The organism is Candidatus Merdisoma sp. JLR.KK011 (assembly GCF_036941125.1).
In the GTDB taxonomy this organism is placed as follows: domain Bacteria; phylum Bacillota; class Clostridia; order Lachnospirales; family Lachnospiraceae; genus Laedolimicola.
In genome coordinates this window covers 1,292,860-1,309,669 of the sequence record NZ_JAYWSZ010000003.1, presented here as the reverse complement: position 1 = coordinate 1,309,669, position 16,810 = coordinate 1,292,860, and the positions used below count along the sequence as shown (strand labels likewise).

General features: G+C 51.0%; 14 protein-coding genes. 3 read left to right on the top strand and 11 right to left on the bottom strand.

Features of this window, described 5'->3' with window-relative positions:
• Positions 1–168: 168 nt before the first annotated feature.
• Positions 169–522 (bottom strand): Hpt domain-containing protein, encoded by a 354-nt coding sequence (locus tag VV089_RS07310; protein ID WP_172544345.1) that lies wholly within the window; start codon positions 520–522, stop codon positions 169–171.
• 205 nt (positions 523–727) lie between these two features.
• Here VV089_RS07310 and VV089_RS07305 point away from each other — a divergent pair, with 205 nt between their 5' ends.
• A complete protein-coding gene (locus VV089_RS07305; protein WP_334335435.1) occupies positions 728–1,477 on the top strand; it encodes an ATP-binding protein in 750 nt (249 codons plus the stop codon).
• Between the two features lie 80 nt (positions 1,478–1,557).
• On the opposite strand, the gene carB is transcribed toward VV089_RS07305, so the two are convergent.
• From carB to VV089_RS07280, 5 genes are all read right to left on the bottom strand, one after another.
• Positions 1,558–4,788: a carbamoyl-phosphate synthase large subunit gene (carB, locus tag VV089_RS07300; RefSeq protein WP_334335434.1), complete on the bottom strand. Its 3,231-nt coding sequence runs from the start codon at positions 4,786–4,788 to the stop codon at positions 1,558–1,560.
• A 55-nt stretch (positions 4,789–4,843) separates the two neighbouring features.
• On the bottom strand, positions 4,844–5,278 hold the full coding sequence (gene dtd, locus VV089_RS07295) for a D-aminoacyl-tRNA deacylase (protein WP_334335433.1): 435 nt from the start codon (positions 5,276–5,278) through the stop codon (positions 4,844–4,846).
• 3 nt (positions 5,279–5,281) lie between these two features.
• A complete protein-coding gene (locus tag VV089_RS07290; protein ID WP_172544349.1) occupies positions 5,282–5,920 on the bottom strand; it encodes a cytidylate kinase-like family protein in 639 nt (212 codons plus the stop codon).
• 103 nt (positions 5,921–6,023) lie between these two features.
• The gene (locus VV089_RS07285) at positions 6,024–6,788 is read right to left on the bottom strand and encodes an N-acetylmuramoyl-L-alanine amidase family protein (protein WP_172544350.1); all 765 of its coding nucleotides are present in this window, start codon (positions 6,786–6,788) and stop codon (positions 6,024–6,026) included.
• 51 nt (positions 6,789–6,839) lie between these two features.
• A complete protein-coding gene (locus tag VV089_RS07280; protein ID WP_334335432.1) occupies positions 6,840–8,438 on the bottom strand; it encodes an MBL fold metallo-hydrolase in 1,599 nt (532 codons plus the stop codon).
• Between the two features lie 272 nt (positions 8,439–8,710).
• Here VV089_RS07280 and VV089_RS07275 point away from each other — a divergent pair, with 272 nt between their 5' ends.
• The gene (locus VV089_RS07275; RefSeq protein ID WP_334335431.1) at positions 8,711–9,013 is read left to right on the top strand and encodes a hypothetical protein; all 303 of its coding nucleotides are present in this window, start codon (positions 8,711–8,713) and stop codon (positions 9,011–9,013) included.
• A 75-nt stretch (positions 9,014–9,088) separates the two neighbouring features.
• On the opposite strand, the gene glgX is transcribed toward VV089_RS07275, so the two are convergent.
• Complete coding sequence (gene glgX, locus VV089_RS07270; protein WP_334336224.1) at positions 9,089–11,197, bottom strand: glycogen debranching protein GlgX; 2,109 nt, start codon at positions 11,195–11,197, stop codon at positions 9,089–9,091.
• A 223-nt stretch (positions 11,198–11,420) separates the two neighbouring features.
• Here glgX and VV089_RS07265 point away from each other — a divergent pair, with 223 nt between their 5' ends.
• Entirely contained in the window at positions 11,421–12,392 is a 972-nt protein-coding gene (locus VV089_RS07265) for an FAD:protein FMN transferase (RefSeq protein WP_334335430.1), read from the top strand.
• 13 nt (positions 12,393–12,405) lie between these two features.
• Here VV089_RS07265 and VV089_RS07260 read toward each other — a convergent pair whose 3' ends face one another.
• From VV089_RS07260 to ispH, 4 genes are all read right to left on the bottom strand, one after another.
• Positions 12,406–13,329 (bottom strand): RnfABCDGE type electron transport complex subunit D, encoded by a 924-nt coding sequence (locus VV089_RS07260; RefSeq protein WP_334335429.1) that lies wholly within the window; start codon positions 13,327–13,329, stop codon positions 12,406–12,408.
• Positions 13,330–13,345: 16 nt separating this feature from the next.
• Positions 13,346–14,662, bottom strand: coding sequence for an electron transport complex subunit RsxC (rsxC, locus tag VV089_RS07255; RefSeq protein WP_172544355.1), 1,317 nt, complete (start codon positions 14,660–14,662; stop codon positions 13,346–13,348).
• A 180-nt stretch (positions 14,663–14,842) separates the two neighbouring features.
• Entirely contained in the window at positions 14,843–15,970 is a 1,128-nt protein-coding gene (gene rpsA / locus VV089_RS07250; protein WP_172544356.1) for a 30S ribosomal protein S1, read from the bottom strand.
• Positions 15,951–16,802: a 4-hydroxy-3-methylbut-2-enyl diphosphate reductase gene (gene ispH, locus VV089_RS07245; protein WP_172544357.1), complete on the bottom strand. Its 852-nt coding sequence runs from the start codon at positions 16,800–16,802 to the stop codon at positions 15,951–15,953. Before ispH ends, rpsA begins: the two co-directional genes overlap by 20 nt.
• Positions 16,803–16,810 lie beyond the last annotated feature (8 nt).

The window sequence follows — 16,810 nt, the reverse complement described above, 5'->3', positions numbered from 1 at the left end:
TTGTCAATACATATGTTCGAAAAATGTTCGTTTTTTTGTTCGGGCTGATGTTAGAAAAATCTGTCTGAAACGCTCTCTTACACGGTTTCTTTCTTTTCACGGGCTGTATATAAAAAATCACCCGGATGTCCTGAAAATCTGCATCCGGGTGATAAAATCTCGTCTTGCTTAATCCAACTGCTTAATACAGTCAATGGTAACCTGGTAATCTTCCTTAACCTTCTCAAGCACAGGCTCTAGGTCTGCGCTGTAGTCCTCCTTGTTACGCAACAGTTCAGCAAGGTTGTTGGAGGATTCGTAGAGCCGGTCCAGGGAAAGATTCTGGCAGATACCTTTTATCGTATGGGCTGCCCGGAAGGCCTCAGGCATATTCCGGTCTTCGATTGATTTGCACAGCAGCTCATAGCTGGAATCATTGAGAACGCGAAGCACAAACTTCTTAATCCGCTCTTCCGTTCTCAAGCGTCCTTCTACGTCTGCGTAATTTCCTCCCATAGCATCATAGCATTCTCTAATTGTCATTTTATCTTTACCTACCTTTCTGTTGCTCCTTCTTACAATTTATCATAATTGCGCCCGTAATTCAAGATAAACGCCGAAATTTAGATGATATTTCATTACTGTTCACTCTGTACCCAGTAACGATATTTCGCTTGCCAGACAGGTGCTTACATGGTATCATATCCGGGATGGATTTTGAAAAACAGAGAAAGAAGGCATTTACCATATGAAGCTGCAGCAGCTCTTAAGCTATACACGCAGAGCCGTGGATGATTACCATATGATACAGGAGGGAGACAAAATCGCCGTAGGAATCTCCGGCGGAAAAGACAGTCTTGCCATGCTCTATGCCCTCCATGGCCTGAAGCGCTTTTATCCGGCCTCCTTTGAGCTGGAAGCCATTACGGTAGACCTGGGCTTTCCAGGCTTTGATTTAAGCGGAATACGGGCCCTGTGTGAGGAAATGGGTGTACATTATACCGTTGTGGCCACAGATATCTATGATATTATCTTCCGTGTCCGCAAGGAAAGCAATCCCTGCGCCCTTTGCGCCAAGATGCGCAAAGGAGCTTTGAACCAGGCCATCAAAGAAACCGGCTGCAATAAGATAGCCTACGCTCATCACAAAAATGACGTGGTGGAGACGATGCTCCTCTCCCTTATCTTTGAGGGGCGCTTTCATACCTTTGCACCGGTAACGTATCTGGATCGGATGGATCTCACTGTGATTCGCCCACTAATGTATGTGGATGAGGCTGATGTCATCGGCTTCCAGCACAAGTACAGCCTGCCTGTCTGCAAAAGCCCTTGTCCGGCCGACGGCCATACCAAGCGGGAATACGCCAAGGATCTGCTCCGCAGTCTGAACCAGGAGCATCCGGGCACCTCCGAGCGTATGTTCCGGGCGATTCTGGAAGGTATATACAAGCCCTATGAAGCCTTGGAATACGTCCAGGCATTGTCTGAGACAAGATAAAGAAGGTGCCGGGAACTATGATATCAGAAAAGCCTGACGTTATAGTTCCCGGCACCTTTTTCAAATGAATGGGTCAATCCTTACCCAACCTCAATCTCACTGTGGAGCTGCTGCAGGGACTTCACCTCCAGCTTGCCTCCTTTTTCTTTTGCCTTGCGGATTCCCTCTGTGGTGGCGATAGCCGCCGCCATAGTAGTCATATAAGGAATCTTCCCCTTAATAGCCGCCTTGCGGATATAGCTGTCGTCATAACGGCTCTCCTTGCCAGAGGGCGTATTGACAATCAGCTGAATCTCTCCGTTGGCAATGGCATCCATAATATTCGGCCGCCCCTCCTGGAGCTTCTTCACCTTCTTGGCCGGAATTCCGTCCGCCGCAATCATATCGTAGGTGCGTCCTGTAGCCATAATGGAAAATCCGTCTTTATAAAAGCCTCTCGCCACCTGAAGCACCTCCGGCTTATCCCGGTCGCTGACACTGATCAGCACCGTACCCGACAGGGGCAGACAGGTCTGGGTAGCCTCCTGGGACTTATAGAAGGCCTCTCCAAAGTTGGAAGCAAGGCCGAGAACCTCTCCCGTAGAACGCATTTCCGGTCCGAGAAGGGGGTCTACCTCCTGGAACATATTGAAGGGAAACACAGCCTCTTTCACTCCGTAATGATGGAAATGGCTCTCCTTTAAATCCGGAACCGGCGAGGGCGTTCCCGTCAGCTCCTCTGTAATTACCTGGGTTGCCAGCTGCACCATCTGAATGTTGCAGACCTTGGACACCAAAGGCACAGTACGGGATGCTCTGGGATTGGCCTCCAGTACGAATACCTTGCCGTCCTCAATGGCATACTGCATATTCATCAAACCACAGACATGCATTTCCTCCGCAATCTTTTTCGTATATTCCTTGATGGTCTTTAAATTCTCTTCCGAAATATTTAAGGAAGGCAGAATACAGGCCGAATCACCGGAGTGGACGCCGGCCAGCTCAATATGCTCCATCACCGCGGGAACAAAGGCATGTGTTCCGTCACAGATAGCATCCGCCTCACACTCCATGGCATGATGCAGGAAACGGTCAATCAAAATGGGCCGATCCGGCGTCACGCCCACAGCCGCGCGCATATAGCCAATAAGGCTTTCCGGATCGTGAACCACCTCCATGCCCCGTCCGCCCAGCACATAGGAGGGGCGCACCATAACGGGATAGCCGATCTTCTCCGCAATGGCCAGAGCCTCGTCCGCATTGACTGCCATTCCGGCTTCCGGCATAGGAATCTCCAGCTTCTCCATAATCGCCCGGAAGCGATCCCGGTCTTCTGCCAGGTCAATGATCTCCGGACTGGTGCCTAAGATGCGCACGCCGTTCTTTTCCAGCTCCGCCGCAAGATTGAGAGGCGTCTGGCCGCCGAATTGGGCAATTACGCCCACCGGCTTCTCCTTCTCATGGATGCTCAGCACGTCCTCCAGAGTCAGCGGCTCAAAATACAGCTTATCCGAGGTGTCGTAATCCGTGGAAACCGTTTCCGGATTGCAATTTACAATGATCGTCTCAAAACCCAGCTTTTTAAGTGCAATGGCTGCATGGACACAACAGTAATCGAACTCAATGCCCTGTCCGATCCGGTTGGGGCCTCCTCCCAAGATCATAATCTTGGGCCGATCCGTGCTGACCGTACTGTGATCCGGCGCATTGTAGGTAGAGTAATAGTAAGCATTGTCCTTGGTACTGCTTACGTGTACGCCCTCCCATGCTTCCGTAACGCCGATTGCCATCCGCCCGCTGCGGATATCCGCCTCGGGAACCTCCAGGATCTGGCTCAAATAGCGATCCGAGAAGCCGTCCATCTTGGCCTTTTTAAGAGCCTCCGCCTCTGGCACTCTTCCGCGGCTGGAAGAAAGAAGCGCCTCCTCCTCTTCCACTAGCTCCTTCATCTGCTCGATAAAATAATGCTTGATCTTTGTCAGCTGGTGAAGCTCTTCCACTGTTGCGCCCTTTCGGAGGGCCTCATACATTACAAACTGCCGCTCGCTGGTAGCCGTATCCAGCAGCTTTAAGAGCTCACGCTTGGTTTTATCGTGAAAATCCTTGGCAAAGCCCAGACCGTAACGGCCGTTTTCCAGGCTTCGTATGGCCTTCTGAAAGGCCTCCTTGTAGGTCTTTCCGATGCTCATAACCTCGCCCACAGCCCGCATCTGGGTGCCCAGCTTGTCCTCCACGCCCTTAAACTTCTCAAAGGCCCAGCGGGCAAACTTAATGACTATATAATCTCCGTCCGGCACATAGCGGTCCAGCGTTCCGTATTTGCCGCAGGGAATCTCATCCAGAGTAAGGCCGGAAGCAAGCATGGCAGAGATAAGGGCAATGGGGAAGCCTGTAGCCTTGGATGCCAGGGCAGAGGAACGGGAGGTCCTAGGATTGATCTCAATGACAATATCCCGATCTGTCACCGGATCATGGGCCCACTGCACATTGGTGCCGCCGATGACCTGGATGGCCTCCGCAATGCGGTAAGACTTCTCCTGGAGTCTTTTCTGGATATCTTCCGAAATGGTCAGCATAGGAGCAGAACAGAAGGAATCTCCCGTATGTACTCCAAGGGGATCGATATTCTCAATAAAACATACGGTAATGATATTGTTCTTGCTGTCCCGGACAACCTCCAGCTCCAGCTCCTCCCAGCCCAGGATGGACTCTTCCACCAGCACCTGGCCAACCAGGCTGGCCTGCAGGCCCCTTGCGGTAACGGTTTTCAGCTCTTCTACATTGTACACCAGGCCGCCGCCGGCTCCGCCCATGGTGTAGGCCGGACGCAGAACCACCGGATAACCCAGCTTTTCCGCAATGGCTACGGCTTCGTCTACCGTATAGGCTACCTCGCTGCGGGCCATCTCAATGCCGAGACTGTCCATGGTATGCTTAAACTCGATCCGGTCTTCCCCCCGCTCAATGGCATCTACCTGGACGCCGATAACCTTTACATCGTACTTTTCCAGGATGCCGGCTTTGGAAAGCTCTGAACAAAGATTAAGACCGGACTGTCCGCCGAGATTCGGCAATAAGGCATCTGGTCTTTCCTTCTCAATAATTTGTGTCAACCGTTCCACGTTGAGCGGCTCAATATAGGTGACGTCTGCGGTTTCGGGATCGGTCATAATGGTGGCCGGATTGGAATTCACCAATACAATCTCATACCCCAGCTGCTTTAAAGCCTTGCATGCCTGCGTGCCGGAATAGTCAAACTCACAGGCCTGCCCGATGATAATGGGGCCGGAACCGATAATCAGAACTTTGTGGATATCGTTTCTTTTACTCATAGATGTTCTCCTTTATATATTAACAGAACAAGCTGAAAAACTGTCCTGCTTCTAGCTACTCCAGAATGATGGTAAAGGGCCCGTCATTTAAAAGCTCTACCTTCATATCTGCGCCGAAGCTTCCATGCTGTACCTTGGAAGCCCGGTCTTTACAGCTCTCGATAATATATTCATATAACTCCTCGGCAAGCTTCGGATCTCCGGCATTCGTAAAGCCTGGCCGGTTTCCGTGGCTGCAGTCAGCATAGAGGGTAAACTGGGAAACCAGAAGAAGCTCCCCCTCTACATCCCTTAAAGACAGATTGATCTTTCCATTCTCATCGGGAAAAATCCGAAGGCCCAGCATCTTTTTTACCAGACGATCCGCCTCCGCCCTGGTATCTCCCTGTCCGACGCCGATGAGAACCAGGTAACCTTTTCCTATATTTCCAATAACAGTCCCATCCACCGTTACCGATGCATGGGACACTCTCTGTATGACAAATTTCATAGACTAAATTCTCTCATGTTCTTTTTCTTTATATGTAACAAATTCCCGGATCAGATGGACAGTGCCGTCAATGCCCAGGGTACTGGTATTGAGACACAGATCATAGCCTGAGGCCTCTCCCCACTTTTTACTGGTATAGTAATTGTAGTAGCTGGCACGGCCCTTATCTGTCTTGCGGATCAGATCCTTGGCCTTGGCGTCGGTGAGATCATGCCGTCTGGCAATGCGAACAATCCGGGAGGGAAGATCCGCATATAGAAAGACATTCACCACGCCTGGAATATTCTCAAGGGCATAGTCGGCACAGCGTCCTACGATCACGCAGGGCCCTTCCGCCGCAATCTTCTTGATGCTGTCAAACTGCGCCAGAAAAACCTTATGGTTCAAGGGCATCTCAGAAAATGCCGCTGAAGAATAGCCGGTGGAATAAGTGTCCATCACCAGAGAATATAAAAAGCTGTTGGTAGGCTTCTCGTCGTGATTCTCGAAAAGCTCCCGGCATAAGCCGCTGTCCTTGGCCGCCCTTGAGAGAAGCTCCTTATCATAGAAGGGAATTCCCATCTTCTCCGCCAATTTGATTCCGATGTCGTGTCCGCCGCTGCCGTATTGCCGTCCGATGGTAATAACCGTATTGTTTGCCATATGGGTGTCACTCCTTTCTGAAACTAAGTGAAACTGCTTCCTTGCAGCGGGATTCAAAAAATATCCGGCGCTGCCTTTTATCTATAAAAACAGTATACACCAGTTACTCGGTTTTTTCCAGACTCATAATAATTCCTTTGGCGATTCCTTTGGCCACATTGTTCTGGTAGGTGTCGTCTGCAAGGCTTGCAGCTTCCTCTTCATTGCTGATATAGCCTGCTTCTATGAGGACAGAAGGCATCTCTGTATCGGAAATAATGCTGAAGCTGCCCTCTTTCGTTCCGCCGTCAGCAGCGCCGCTTTCTTTTAAGAGAGCCTCCTGTATCTTTTCCGCAAGATACTGGCTCTGCTGATTGTCCTTGTTATAGTAGCTGACCGCTCCGGAAACGCCGGAATCATCCGAATAGCCGCCATGGATGCTTACCAATAAATCCGCCTTGGAATCCAGGGCCTTTGCAAGCCGCTCCTCTTTGGAAATCCGGGTATCATCCTCACGGATCAGAATCACCTGGTAACCCTGGCCTTCCAGCATGGTTTTCAGCTTGGAACAAATCTCCCAGGTTACGTTCTTCTCCACCGTCTCCCCACTGCTTCGTCCGATATCCTCGCCGCCGTGACCGGCATCAAGTGCTATGACATAGGTATCTCCATTGGCAGCGATTCCCTTGGAGGAACCGCCGGAAACCAGACGGACAATTCCGAAAATAATCAATCCGATAACGGCAAGCACCAGAATACCGCCTCCAAGCAGGATCATCATCCGTATCCGCCTTTTGCGGGCCCGCTCCTTCTGCCGGCGCTTTCTGGCCTCCATTCTTCTACGGCGTTCCGCCGGGGTCATCTGCCTTTCTCTTTCGCTGCGCTCCATTGCTTTTGTTCATCCCCTCATTTTTTGTCAGTTGTTCGATAACCAGGCTGCTTATTTCTCCCACTTTTCACAGAGAGCCTGCAGCTGGTCCGCAAGTTTGGCCAGATCCTTATTCGCCCATCCCTTGCTCTTGTCGATCAAGCGCATAAGTCTCTTACCAACCTCCACCAATCTATCATAAACGGTAGAGGACGGTTTGGCAAGCTTTTTATCCCGCTCAATGCGTATCTTATTGCCCACTTCAAGATGGGTATTCGTAATCAGATCATAGCAGCCGCCGCTGTAAGGCGCCCTGGCGTCATAACCATAGTTTTCCAGGCACTCCACAAAGTGATCGCAGACCGTGTCCTCTCCGTGAACGACAAAGACTCTCTTTGGCTTCTTCTCAAAGCCCTGGAGCCAGGAAATCAGCCCCTCCTTGTCCGCATGTCCGCTGATGCCCGCCAGCTTCATAATTTTAGCCCGGATCTCTATCTCCTCGCCAAAGAGCTTCACAGTAGAAGCGCCTTCCACAATGGCCCGGCCAAGGGTTCCCACGGCCTGGTAGCCTACAAAGAGAATCGTGCTGTCCTCTCTCCAGAGATTATGCTTCAGATGATGGCGGATACGTCCCGCCTCGCACATGCCGGAGGCAGAAAGAATAACCTTGGGTTCATCATCAAAATTGATGGCCTTTGACTCATCGCTGGTAATCGACAGGTTCAGTCCCGGGAAGGCGATGGGATTGATCCCTTTCTTCACAAGAGCCATCGTCTCTTCGTCAAAGCATTCATACATATTTTTATTGAAAATGGTGGTTGCCTGAACAGCCAGGGGACTGTCCACATAGACCTGGAAGCCTTCATGCCCCTGGATAAGCCTCCGCTCCTTAATCTCCCGGAGAAAATAGAGCATCTCCTGGGTTCTTCCCACGGCAAAGGAGGGAATGACCACATTGCCGCCCCGGTCAAAGGTATCCTTAAGGATTCCGGTGAGGGCTTCCACATAATCCGGCCGCTCTCCGTGGCTGCGATCCCCGTAGGTGGATTCCATAACCACATAATCCGCCTCCGCTACCGTCTTAGGCTCCTTTAAAATAGGCTGGTTGTGATTGCCGATATCGCCGGAGAATACGATCTTGCGCTCCTGCGCACCTTCGGTCAGCCAGATCTCAATGCAGGAGGAGCCCAAAAGGTGTCCCACATCCGTAAAGCGGATGGCGATTCCCTCCGCTACGGATATCCGCTCTCCGTAAGCGCAGCCGCAGAACAGCTTCATGGCGCCGTCCGCATCGGCCATATCATAAAGGGGAACATACTCTTCTCCGCCGGAACGTCTCGCCTTCCGGTTCCGCCATTCTGCCTCGAACATCTGGATATGAGCGCTGTCACGGAGCATGACCTCACACAGATCCCGGGTAGCCTTCGTTGAAAAAACAGCTCCGCGAAAGCCTTGCTTGTACAAAAGGGGCAAAAGTCCGGAATGATCGATGTGAGCATGGGTCAGAAATACAAAATCAATGTCCGCCGCAGCTGCCGGAATCTCCCGGTTCTTGTAATAATCAGGGCCCTGTTCCATACCATAATCTACCAGTATCACTTTGCCGCAGGCCTCCAGCATATGGCAGCTTCCAGTCACCTCGTGGGCCGCTCCCAAAAATGTAAGCTTCATTCGCCGTCTCCTTTCCATTTTTCCAGAACACATTTATTATCTATTATTATAACGTTTTCTCATTGGAAATACAATGAAAAAGTTTCAGAAAAATGGGTTCCAAAAGAGCATCCAAATCCCTTTTACGTTACAATTCACACTGACGTCAGATTTCATCCATCCTATTTGCAGCTTTTTTTATCATTTCGTGACATTCTCTTGCTTTTTCACATCGGAAGAATTGATTTTCCCACAGGAAGGCTTTATGATTGAAAAAAACGAGGTGATTATCTATGAGCATCCATTCTATAAGCGCCGGAACCCCTGCCCTCCAGGGAGGAGCTTCCGGGTCTAAAGAAGAGTCCCAGATCAAAACTCTGGAGCAAAAGCTGTTACAACTGAATAAAGAGAAGGACAAAGCAAAAAAAGCAAAGGATATGGACAAGGTAAGGGAACTGGAGCAGAAAATCCAAAAGCTAGAACGCCAGTTAGAAGAGCTTCGAAACCGGAAAAACGGCAAAGAAGATGAGACGGCCCAGGCCCGGCCTTCTGCCTCCCCGGACGATATGGGGAATTATGTGGATGAATTTGCTTAAAAAGCGCTGCCAGGAAATGAGACATCCGAAAAATCCGGTGTCTCATTTCACGGCAGCGCCTTTTCCTATCCAGTCTTAGGAGGGCCCTGTCTTCCCCACCAGAACTATCACACTTCTGGCCTTAATGACAAGATTTCCTCTCACAATTCTTCCGGGCTTTTGCTCTTCCTCCCAGGTATCTGCCGCAGCCTCCCAGTGCATTTCCCTGGGCAGGGCAGGCAGAACTGCCTCAAGCTCCTCCCAGTAAGCATTGGAGGCAAGGTAAACCACCTCCGGTCTTTGGCCGGCTTCCTGTCCGGCGAACATAACGCCTATATAATGATCGTATTCCTCAAACTGTTCCTTCCAGGGCTTGGTTCCGTGGAAGCTCACATCCGGGAAGCCGAGAGCCCCGTTGCTGACATTGGTACGCAGCACCCGATGGCTTTTGCGGAACTGAATCATATATTTGAAAAACCGGAACATTCCCTGGTGCTCGCGAAGCTGCCGCCAGTCCAGCCAGGAGGTCAGATTGTCCTGGCAGTAAGCGTTGTTGTTGCCGAACTGGGTATTGCAGAACTCATCTCCGGCCAGGAACATGGGAATTCCGCGGCTGCACATCAGCACTGCAAAGGCATTGCGCATGAGACGGCAGCGCAGGGCCAGAACGGCCGGATCCCTTGTCTCCCCTTCTACACCGCAGTTCCAGCTGTTGTTGTCATTGGCGCCGTCCGTATTGTTCCACCCGTTTTTTTCATTGTGCTTGTTATTGTAGGAAAAGAGATCGTTCAGCGTAAAGCCGTCGTGGCAGGTGATAAAGTTCACGGAGGCATTTTCACGGGAAAGGACCCCGTAGATATCCTGGGAGCCGCTGATCCGCTGGACAGCCGCCTGGGCCATGCCGGCGTCTCCTTTCAGATACCGGCGCAGATCATCCCGGTAACGTCCGTTCCATTCCGCCCACCGGTTCCAGGAGGGGAAGCTTCCCACCTGGTACAGCCCGCCTGCGTCCCAGGCCTCGGCAATCAGCTTTACATCTCCCAGAATGGGGTCAAAAGCAAGGGACTGGAGAAGGGGCGGATTGCTCATAGGCGTTCCGTCCTCATTCCGGGACAGAATGGAAGCCAGATCAAAACGGAATCCGTCTACCCGGTAAGTGGTAACCCAGTAGCGCAGACAGTCCAGAATCATCTGACGCACAATGGGATGGTTGCAGTTCAGGGCATTGCCGCAGCCGCTGAAGTTGTAATACTTCCCGTCCGGCGTAAGCATATAGTAAATATTGTTGTCAAAACCCTTGAAGGAGAAGAAGGGCCCGTTCTCATTGCCCTCCGCCGTATGGTTAAACACCACATCCAGGTAAACCTCGATGCCGTTCTCATTGAAATCCCGGATGAGGCTTTTCAGCTCGTTGCCCTCGCGATTGTATTCCGTGCTGGCCGTGTAGCTGGTATTGGGGGCAAAAAAGCTCACTGTATTGTAACCCCAGTAATTGTAAAGCTCCTGTCCGTCTACCTGGCGGTAATCCTGCATCTCGTCAAATTCGAAAATCGGCATCAGCTCCACCACATTGACTCCCAGTTCCTTTAAATAGGGAAGCTTTTCCCTCAGACCCGCAAAGGTGCCAGGCTCAAAAACCCCGGAGGACTCATGCTTTGTAAAACCCCTGACATGAAGCTCATAGATAATCAGATCCTCCATAGGCAAAAGAGGCGCTTGCAGATTCTCCCAGTCAAAATCATCCTTAACCACCCGGGCTTTGTAGTGCTTATCTGCAGAGAAGGAGGCGCCCCACACACTCTGCCCTGTAACGGCCTTGGCATAGGGATCCAGAAGATAGCGGTTCTTGTCAAAAATCATCCCTTTCTCCGGCTCGTATGGCCCGTCTACCCGGTAAGCATATTCAAATTCTTCGATATTCAGTTTAAACACAATCATGGAATATACATTGCCGATGCGGTAATGCTGGGGAAAGGGGAGCACGGCAAAGGGCTCGTCCTGCTCCCGATGGAACAGAAGAAGCTCAATGGAAGTCGCCCCGTGGGAATGAACCGTGAAGTTTACACCTCCCGGAATAGCTGTAGCCCCGTTCACATCATAAAAGCCGGGCCGCACTTCAAAGCCGCCCACAATGTCCAGAGGGACCAGATGAATGGTGCGCGGAAGGCCTACCTCCTTTATTGCTTCATACTTTTGGGACGTCATGCGCCCTGTCTTACTCTCATCCATATAAAATTACCCTCCATTAAGAGTTCCGCAATATCCTTCACAATACACGGATATGAAATCAATTTCCAGCCGCTTAAAGCTGCGTCTGTAAATCGATTTGTGCATTGTGAAGGATATTACTGATTAGAGTTCCGTAACATGTCCCCTTGACAGCCCTTTCTCCGATCCGATACAATAGTACAACGAAAGGAGGCTGTCCATGAAGCGTAGCATTCACTCCCTTTTCCCCGTTATACTCTGTTTCCTTCTGTGCCTTTTTCTTGGAAGCTGCAAAAAGGCGCCGGAACCTATTACGAAAACAAGCTTTAAGCTCAATACAGTTGTAACCATAACAATCTATGATTCTTCGGACGTATCGCTCCTGGAGCATTCCATGGAGCTTTGCGATTACTATGAAGATCTTTTCAGCCGTACCCGGGAGACAAGTGAAATCTATCAGATCAACCAGGGTCTAAAAAACAATCTCTCCCCGGAAACGGAGGAGCTTCTGGAGACGGCTCTCTCCTACAGCCGTATCTCCGGAGGTCTTTTTGATCCAACCATCGGGCCTGTTTCCAGTCTGTGGGATTTTCACGCAGAGCAGCCGGAGGTTCCAGAGGATGCCCGGATTCAAGCGGCCCTTCCCTTGATTGATGCCGGAAAAGTCCACATTCAGGATCATACCATTTCCATGGATGAGGGCATGATCCTGGATCTGGGCGCTGTTTCCAAAGGCTACATTGCCGACCGCATCAAGGAATACCTGGTAGAAGAAGGGGTGAAAAGCGCCCTGATCGACCTGGGAGGCAATGTGCTCTGCATCGGAAACCGCCCGGACGGCACGCCCTTTCAGATAGGCATCCGCCAGCCCTTTGCAGATACGGTATCTGCTGTCACAGCCCTTTCCGTCACCGATCAGTCTGTGGTAACCTCCGGCATCTATGAGCGCTGCTTTACAAAGGACGGTATCCTCTACCACCACCTGCTGGATCCCGGTACAGGCTATCCCTGCGAAAATGAACTGGCCTCCGTGACCATCATTTCCGATCACTCCGTGGACGGAGATGCCTTAAGCACCTGCTGCTTCCTGATGGGACCCCAGAAAGGGATGGAGCTCATAAACAGCCTGAAGGATGTCCGGGCCGTCTTTCTCACCCGGGAAGGCGGGCTTCTTTACTCCGAAGGCTTTTAAATGAAACTGGATTCTAACGTCTTCGCCCAAAGGCTCTTGGAACCGTTATCTTTTCAATAATAGGCGTCAGAAGATTCGTCAGAAGTATGGCGTAGGATACGCCCTCCAGGGCGCTGCCGTACAGCCGGAACACAGCGGCCAGGGCACCGATGATGGCTCCGTAGAGAAGCTGCCCCCTTTTTGTAATGGGAGAAGTGGTATAGTCCGTGGCCATAAACCAGAAGGCAAGCATCAGCCCTCCGCTGCAAAGCTCCTGAACCAGGTAGATCTCGTCAAAGCCTCTTCCCCCTAAGAAAATCAGCATTCCGGTAAACACCGCAAAGCAGGAGGCCGGAATCCGCAGATTGATAATTCCGAATCCCAGAAGAATGACCGCCCCAAGCAGAATGGCCAGGGCAGAGGTCTCTCCGATACACCCTCCCGTATTTCCAAAAATAAGATACAGCGGATCTACCGCATCGCCCTGTTTCAAGGCTTCCAGAGGCGTGGGGCCGGTGTAGGCGTCGCAGGCAAAGCTGGTCATATGCCTTGCAAAGGAAATCAGAAGAAAGCAGCGTCCCGCCAAAGCCGGATTCACGATATTCTGCCCGATTCCACCAAAGAGCATCTTCACAATCAGAATCGCAAACACACCGCCTGCAAATCCAATCCAGAGGGGCGCATTGACCGGAAGGGACAGGGCCAGTAAGAGCCCGGTAACCGCAGAGCTGAAATCTCCGATTGCGACAGGCCGGTCTGCAAAGGCCTCATAGGTAAATTCCGTAAGCACACAGGTTACAATACACACAATCATATGATAAAGGGCACGGATGCCGAAATTGTAGATGCCAAATCCGGCCGCAGGCAGCAGGGCCAGAATCACAAGCCTCATAATTTTGGAGGTAGACATGGTTCCTCTGATGTGAGGAGCTACCGATACATTTCTTTTATTTTCCATCTAAGCTTCTCCTCTCCTACCTCTTTCCCTTTGCCAGAAGCCCCCGGCGCATGGCCCGGATGGACTGGGTCAGATGCCGCCTGGCCGGGCACACATAGCTGCAGCTTCCGCATTCCATACATTCCATACCGTACATAGACCGGAATTCTTCTTCCTTAAAATGTTCCGCCAGCTCTGCCAGCTTTGCAGGCAGAAGCCCCTCCGGACATGCCTCCACACAGGAGCCGCAGCGGATACAGGCGCTTGGCCGGAAGCGCGCCGCGTCGTCCTTTGTCATACAGAGCAGGGCGGATGAGGTCTTGACAACAGGCACATTCAGATCGAAAAGACTGATTCCCATCATGGGGCCTCCTGCCACAAGCTTCTTAGGCTCCACGGAAAAACCGCCCGCCGCGTCAATGAGCTCTGCAAAGCTGGTTCCAATGGGAACGTTAAAGTTCCGGGGATTCACAAGGGCTTTTCCCGTCACCGTCACCACCCGTTCTGTCAGGGGACGTCCAAAGGCCAGAGCCTGGTAAATGGCGCAGACCGTATCAACATTGTGGACAATACAGCCTGCATCCGCAGGGAGCTTGGAAGAATTGATCTCTTTTCCTGTGCAGGCATAAATCAGCATCCGCTCAGAACCCTGGGGATACTTGGTCTCCAGTACCTTTACCTCCATCCGGCTTTCCTTTCCGGAGGCAAGCTGCAGCGCCGTGACAGCATCCCGCTTGCTGTCCTCAATGGCAAAGATGCCTACGGCGCGCTCAAAGAGGCTTAAGATCATCTTAAGTCCCATCACAAGCCACTCCGGATTCTCCACCATCCGACGGTAGTCTGAGGTCAGATAGGGTTCGCATTCAGAGCAGTTTACAATTACGGTACGGATTTTCTTTGGATTTTTTACTGCCAGCTTCACATGAGTGGGAAAACCCGCGCCTCCCATACCCACAATTCCGGCTCGCTGAATCTGCAGAATCCGATCCCCCGGCTCCAGCTCCTGCCAGGGACGGAAGCTTTCAATCGGGATACGCTCATATTGATTGTCATTTTCCACTACAATGGATAACACCGCATTGCCGGAAACGGTCATTCGGGGTTCAATGGCCGTTACGGTTCCGGACACCGATGCATGGATGGGGACAGAGATATAGCCGTCCGCTTTGGCAATGACCTGCCCCTTTAACACCCGTTCTCCCACCTTTACAATGGGAACGGCCGGGCCTCCTATATGCTGGGACACCGGATAAACCAGCTCTCCCTTGGGATAATACTCCCGGATGGGCTTTTCTCTGGTAAATCGTTTCCGTTTATGGGGATGAATCCCGCCTTTAAAAGTTGAATGTGCCATAAGTTCCTCTCTTCCTACAGCCGTTACTTTCTTTTGTGATCATGCAGGGCCTGATTCCTGAAATAAAAGAATGTCTCTCTTTACAAGGCGCGAGGACACGCACGCTCGTGCCTGTCCTCCCGTCACTTATCTCACTCTTTAATTTCTGCAAATAATATGCCGGAGCCGTCCGATGGATGCTTACTCTTCCTCAGCGGCAACTGCATCAATATCTACGTCTGCCACGTCCTCATCATATTCCTCTTCCGGTTCACTCTGGGATGCCTGAAGAGCCTTCATGCTCAGGCTGATCTTCCGATCCTCTTCATTGAAGTCTACGATCTTTGCTTCGATCTCCTGGCCGATTGCAAGAATATCAGCCGGCTTCTCTACATGCTCTCTGGAAATCTGGGATACATGAAGAAGGGCGTCCACACCCGGTTCCAGCTCTACAAAAGCGCCGAAATCCGTCATTCTGGCTACTCTTCCCTCTACGATGTTGCCCGGTGCATACTTAACAGCCGCATCTAACCAGGGATTCTGATCCTCAAACTTCAGGCTCAAAGCAATCTTGGTATCGTTGATATCTTTAATCAGAACCGTGATCTCCTGGCCTACCTTGAATACCTTCTTGGGATTCTCCACACGGCCCCAGGACATCTCGGAGATATGCAGAAGGCCGTCAGCGCCGCCCAGATCCACAAAGGCGCCGAAATCCGTGACGTTCTTTACTACGCCGTCTACCACGTCGCCTACCTGGATGCGCTCAAACAAAGCCTTCTGAAGCTCTGCCTTCTCAGCAACGACAAGCTGCTTGCGGTTGCCGATAATTCGGCCTCTTCTGGGATTGAACTCTGTAATAATAAAGCTGATCTCCTGCCCCTCATACTTGGCAAGATTCCGCTCATAGGTGTCGGATACCAGGCTGGCAGGAATAAATACTCTGGACTCGTCCACAACAACGCTCAAGCCGCCGTCAAGGGCCTGGGTTACGGTTGCGGTAATTACCTCTTCATTCTCGAATGCTTCTTTCAGCCGCTTGCTTGCTCTCTCGGCTGCCAGTCTCTTATAGGTAAGGAGTACTTGTCCTTCCCCGTCATTTACCTTCAGTACCTTAACCTCCATGGTATCGCCGACGGATACGCAGGTGGTCAGATCCACCGGAGTGTTGCTGTATTCGTTCTTGGTAAGAATACCGTCTGATTTGTAGCCTATGTTTAAGATGATCTCATCTTCTTTGACATCAATAACAGTGCCCTCGACAACCTCTCCATTCCGTATTGTTTTTAATGAATCTTCCAGCATTTGTTCAAAACTTAATTCCGACATGTTTTTGAACCTCCTCAATAATTTTCTTTGGGGTGGAAGCCCCTGCGGTAATACCTACGCAACGAATGGATTGCGATGCCTTTAAATCCAAATCCTCTAGTTTCTGTATATGGTAAGTATTTTCACATTCCTTCTTACATATTTCAAATAGCTTCTGCGTGTTGGAGCTGTGGCTTCCGCCTATGACAATCATGGCATCTGATTGGGATGCAATCTGCCTGGCTTCCGTCTGCCGCTCCTCTGTGGCACTACAGATCGTATTTAAAACAATTATATCATAACCCTTTTTCGAAATAATTTCAACCATATCTTTAAATTTCTTGTAGTTAAATGTCGTTTGCGATACGACGCAAAGCTTTTCCCTGGGATCCACGGTGAAATTTTGGGCCTCTTCTATGGATTCAACCACATAGGAGGAGGTACTGCACCAGCCGCGGATGCCTTCTACCTCCGGGTGTCTGGCATTGCCGATGATCAGAATCTTCCGGCCGTTTGCGCCTTCCTTCTGGACGATGCGGTGGATCTTGCGGACAAAGGGGCAGGTGGCGTCCACCAGGCGGATTCCTTTATCTTCCAGCAGATCATAGATATGCTTTCCTACGCCGTGAGCACGGATGATGACGGTTCCCTCTTTTAAGCTGCTCAACTCTTCCTTTGTACTTAGGACACGGACGCCCTGCTCTTCCAGCTCCTGTACCACGGTTTCGTTATGTACGATGGGGCCATACGTGTAAATGGGAAATGCTCCTTCTTCTATCTGGGTATAAACCGTGTCAACGGCTCTTTGCACGCCGAAACAGAAGCCGGCGGTTTTGGCGAGTTTTACTTCCATAGTGGGAT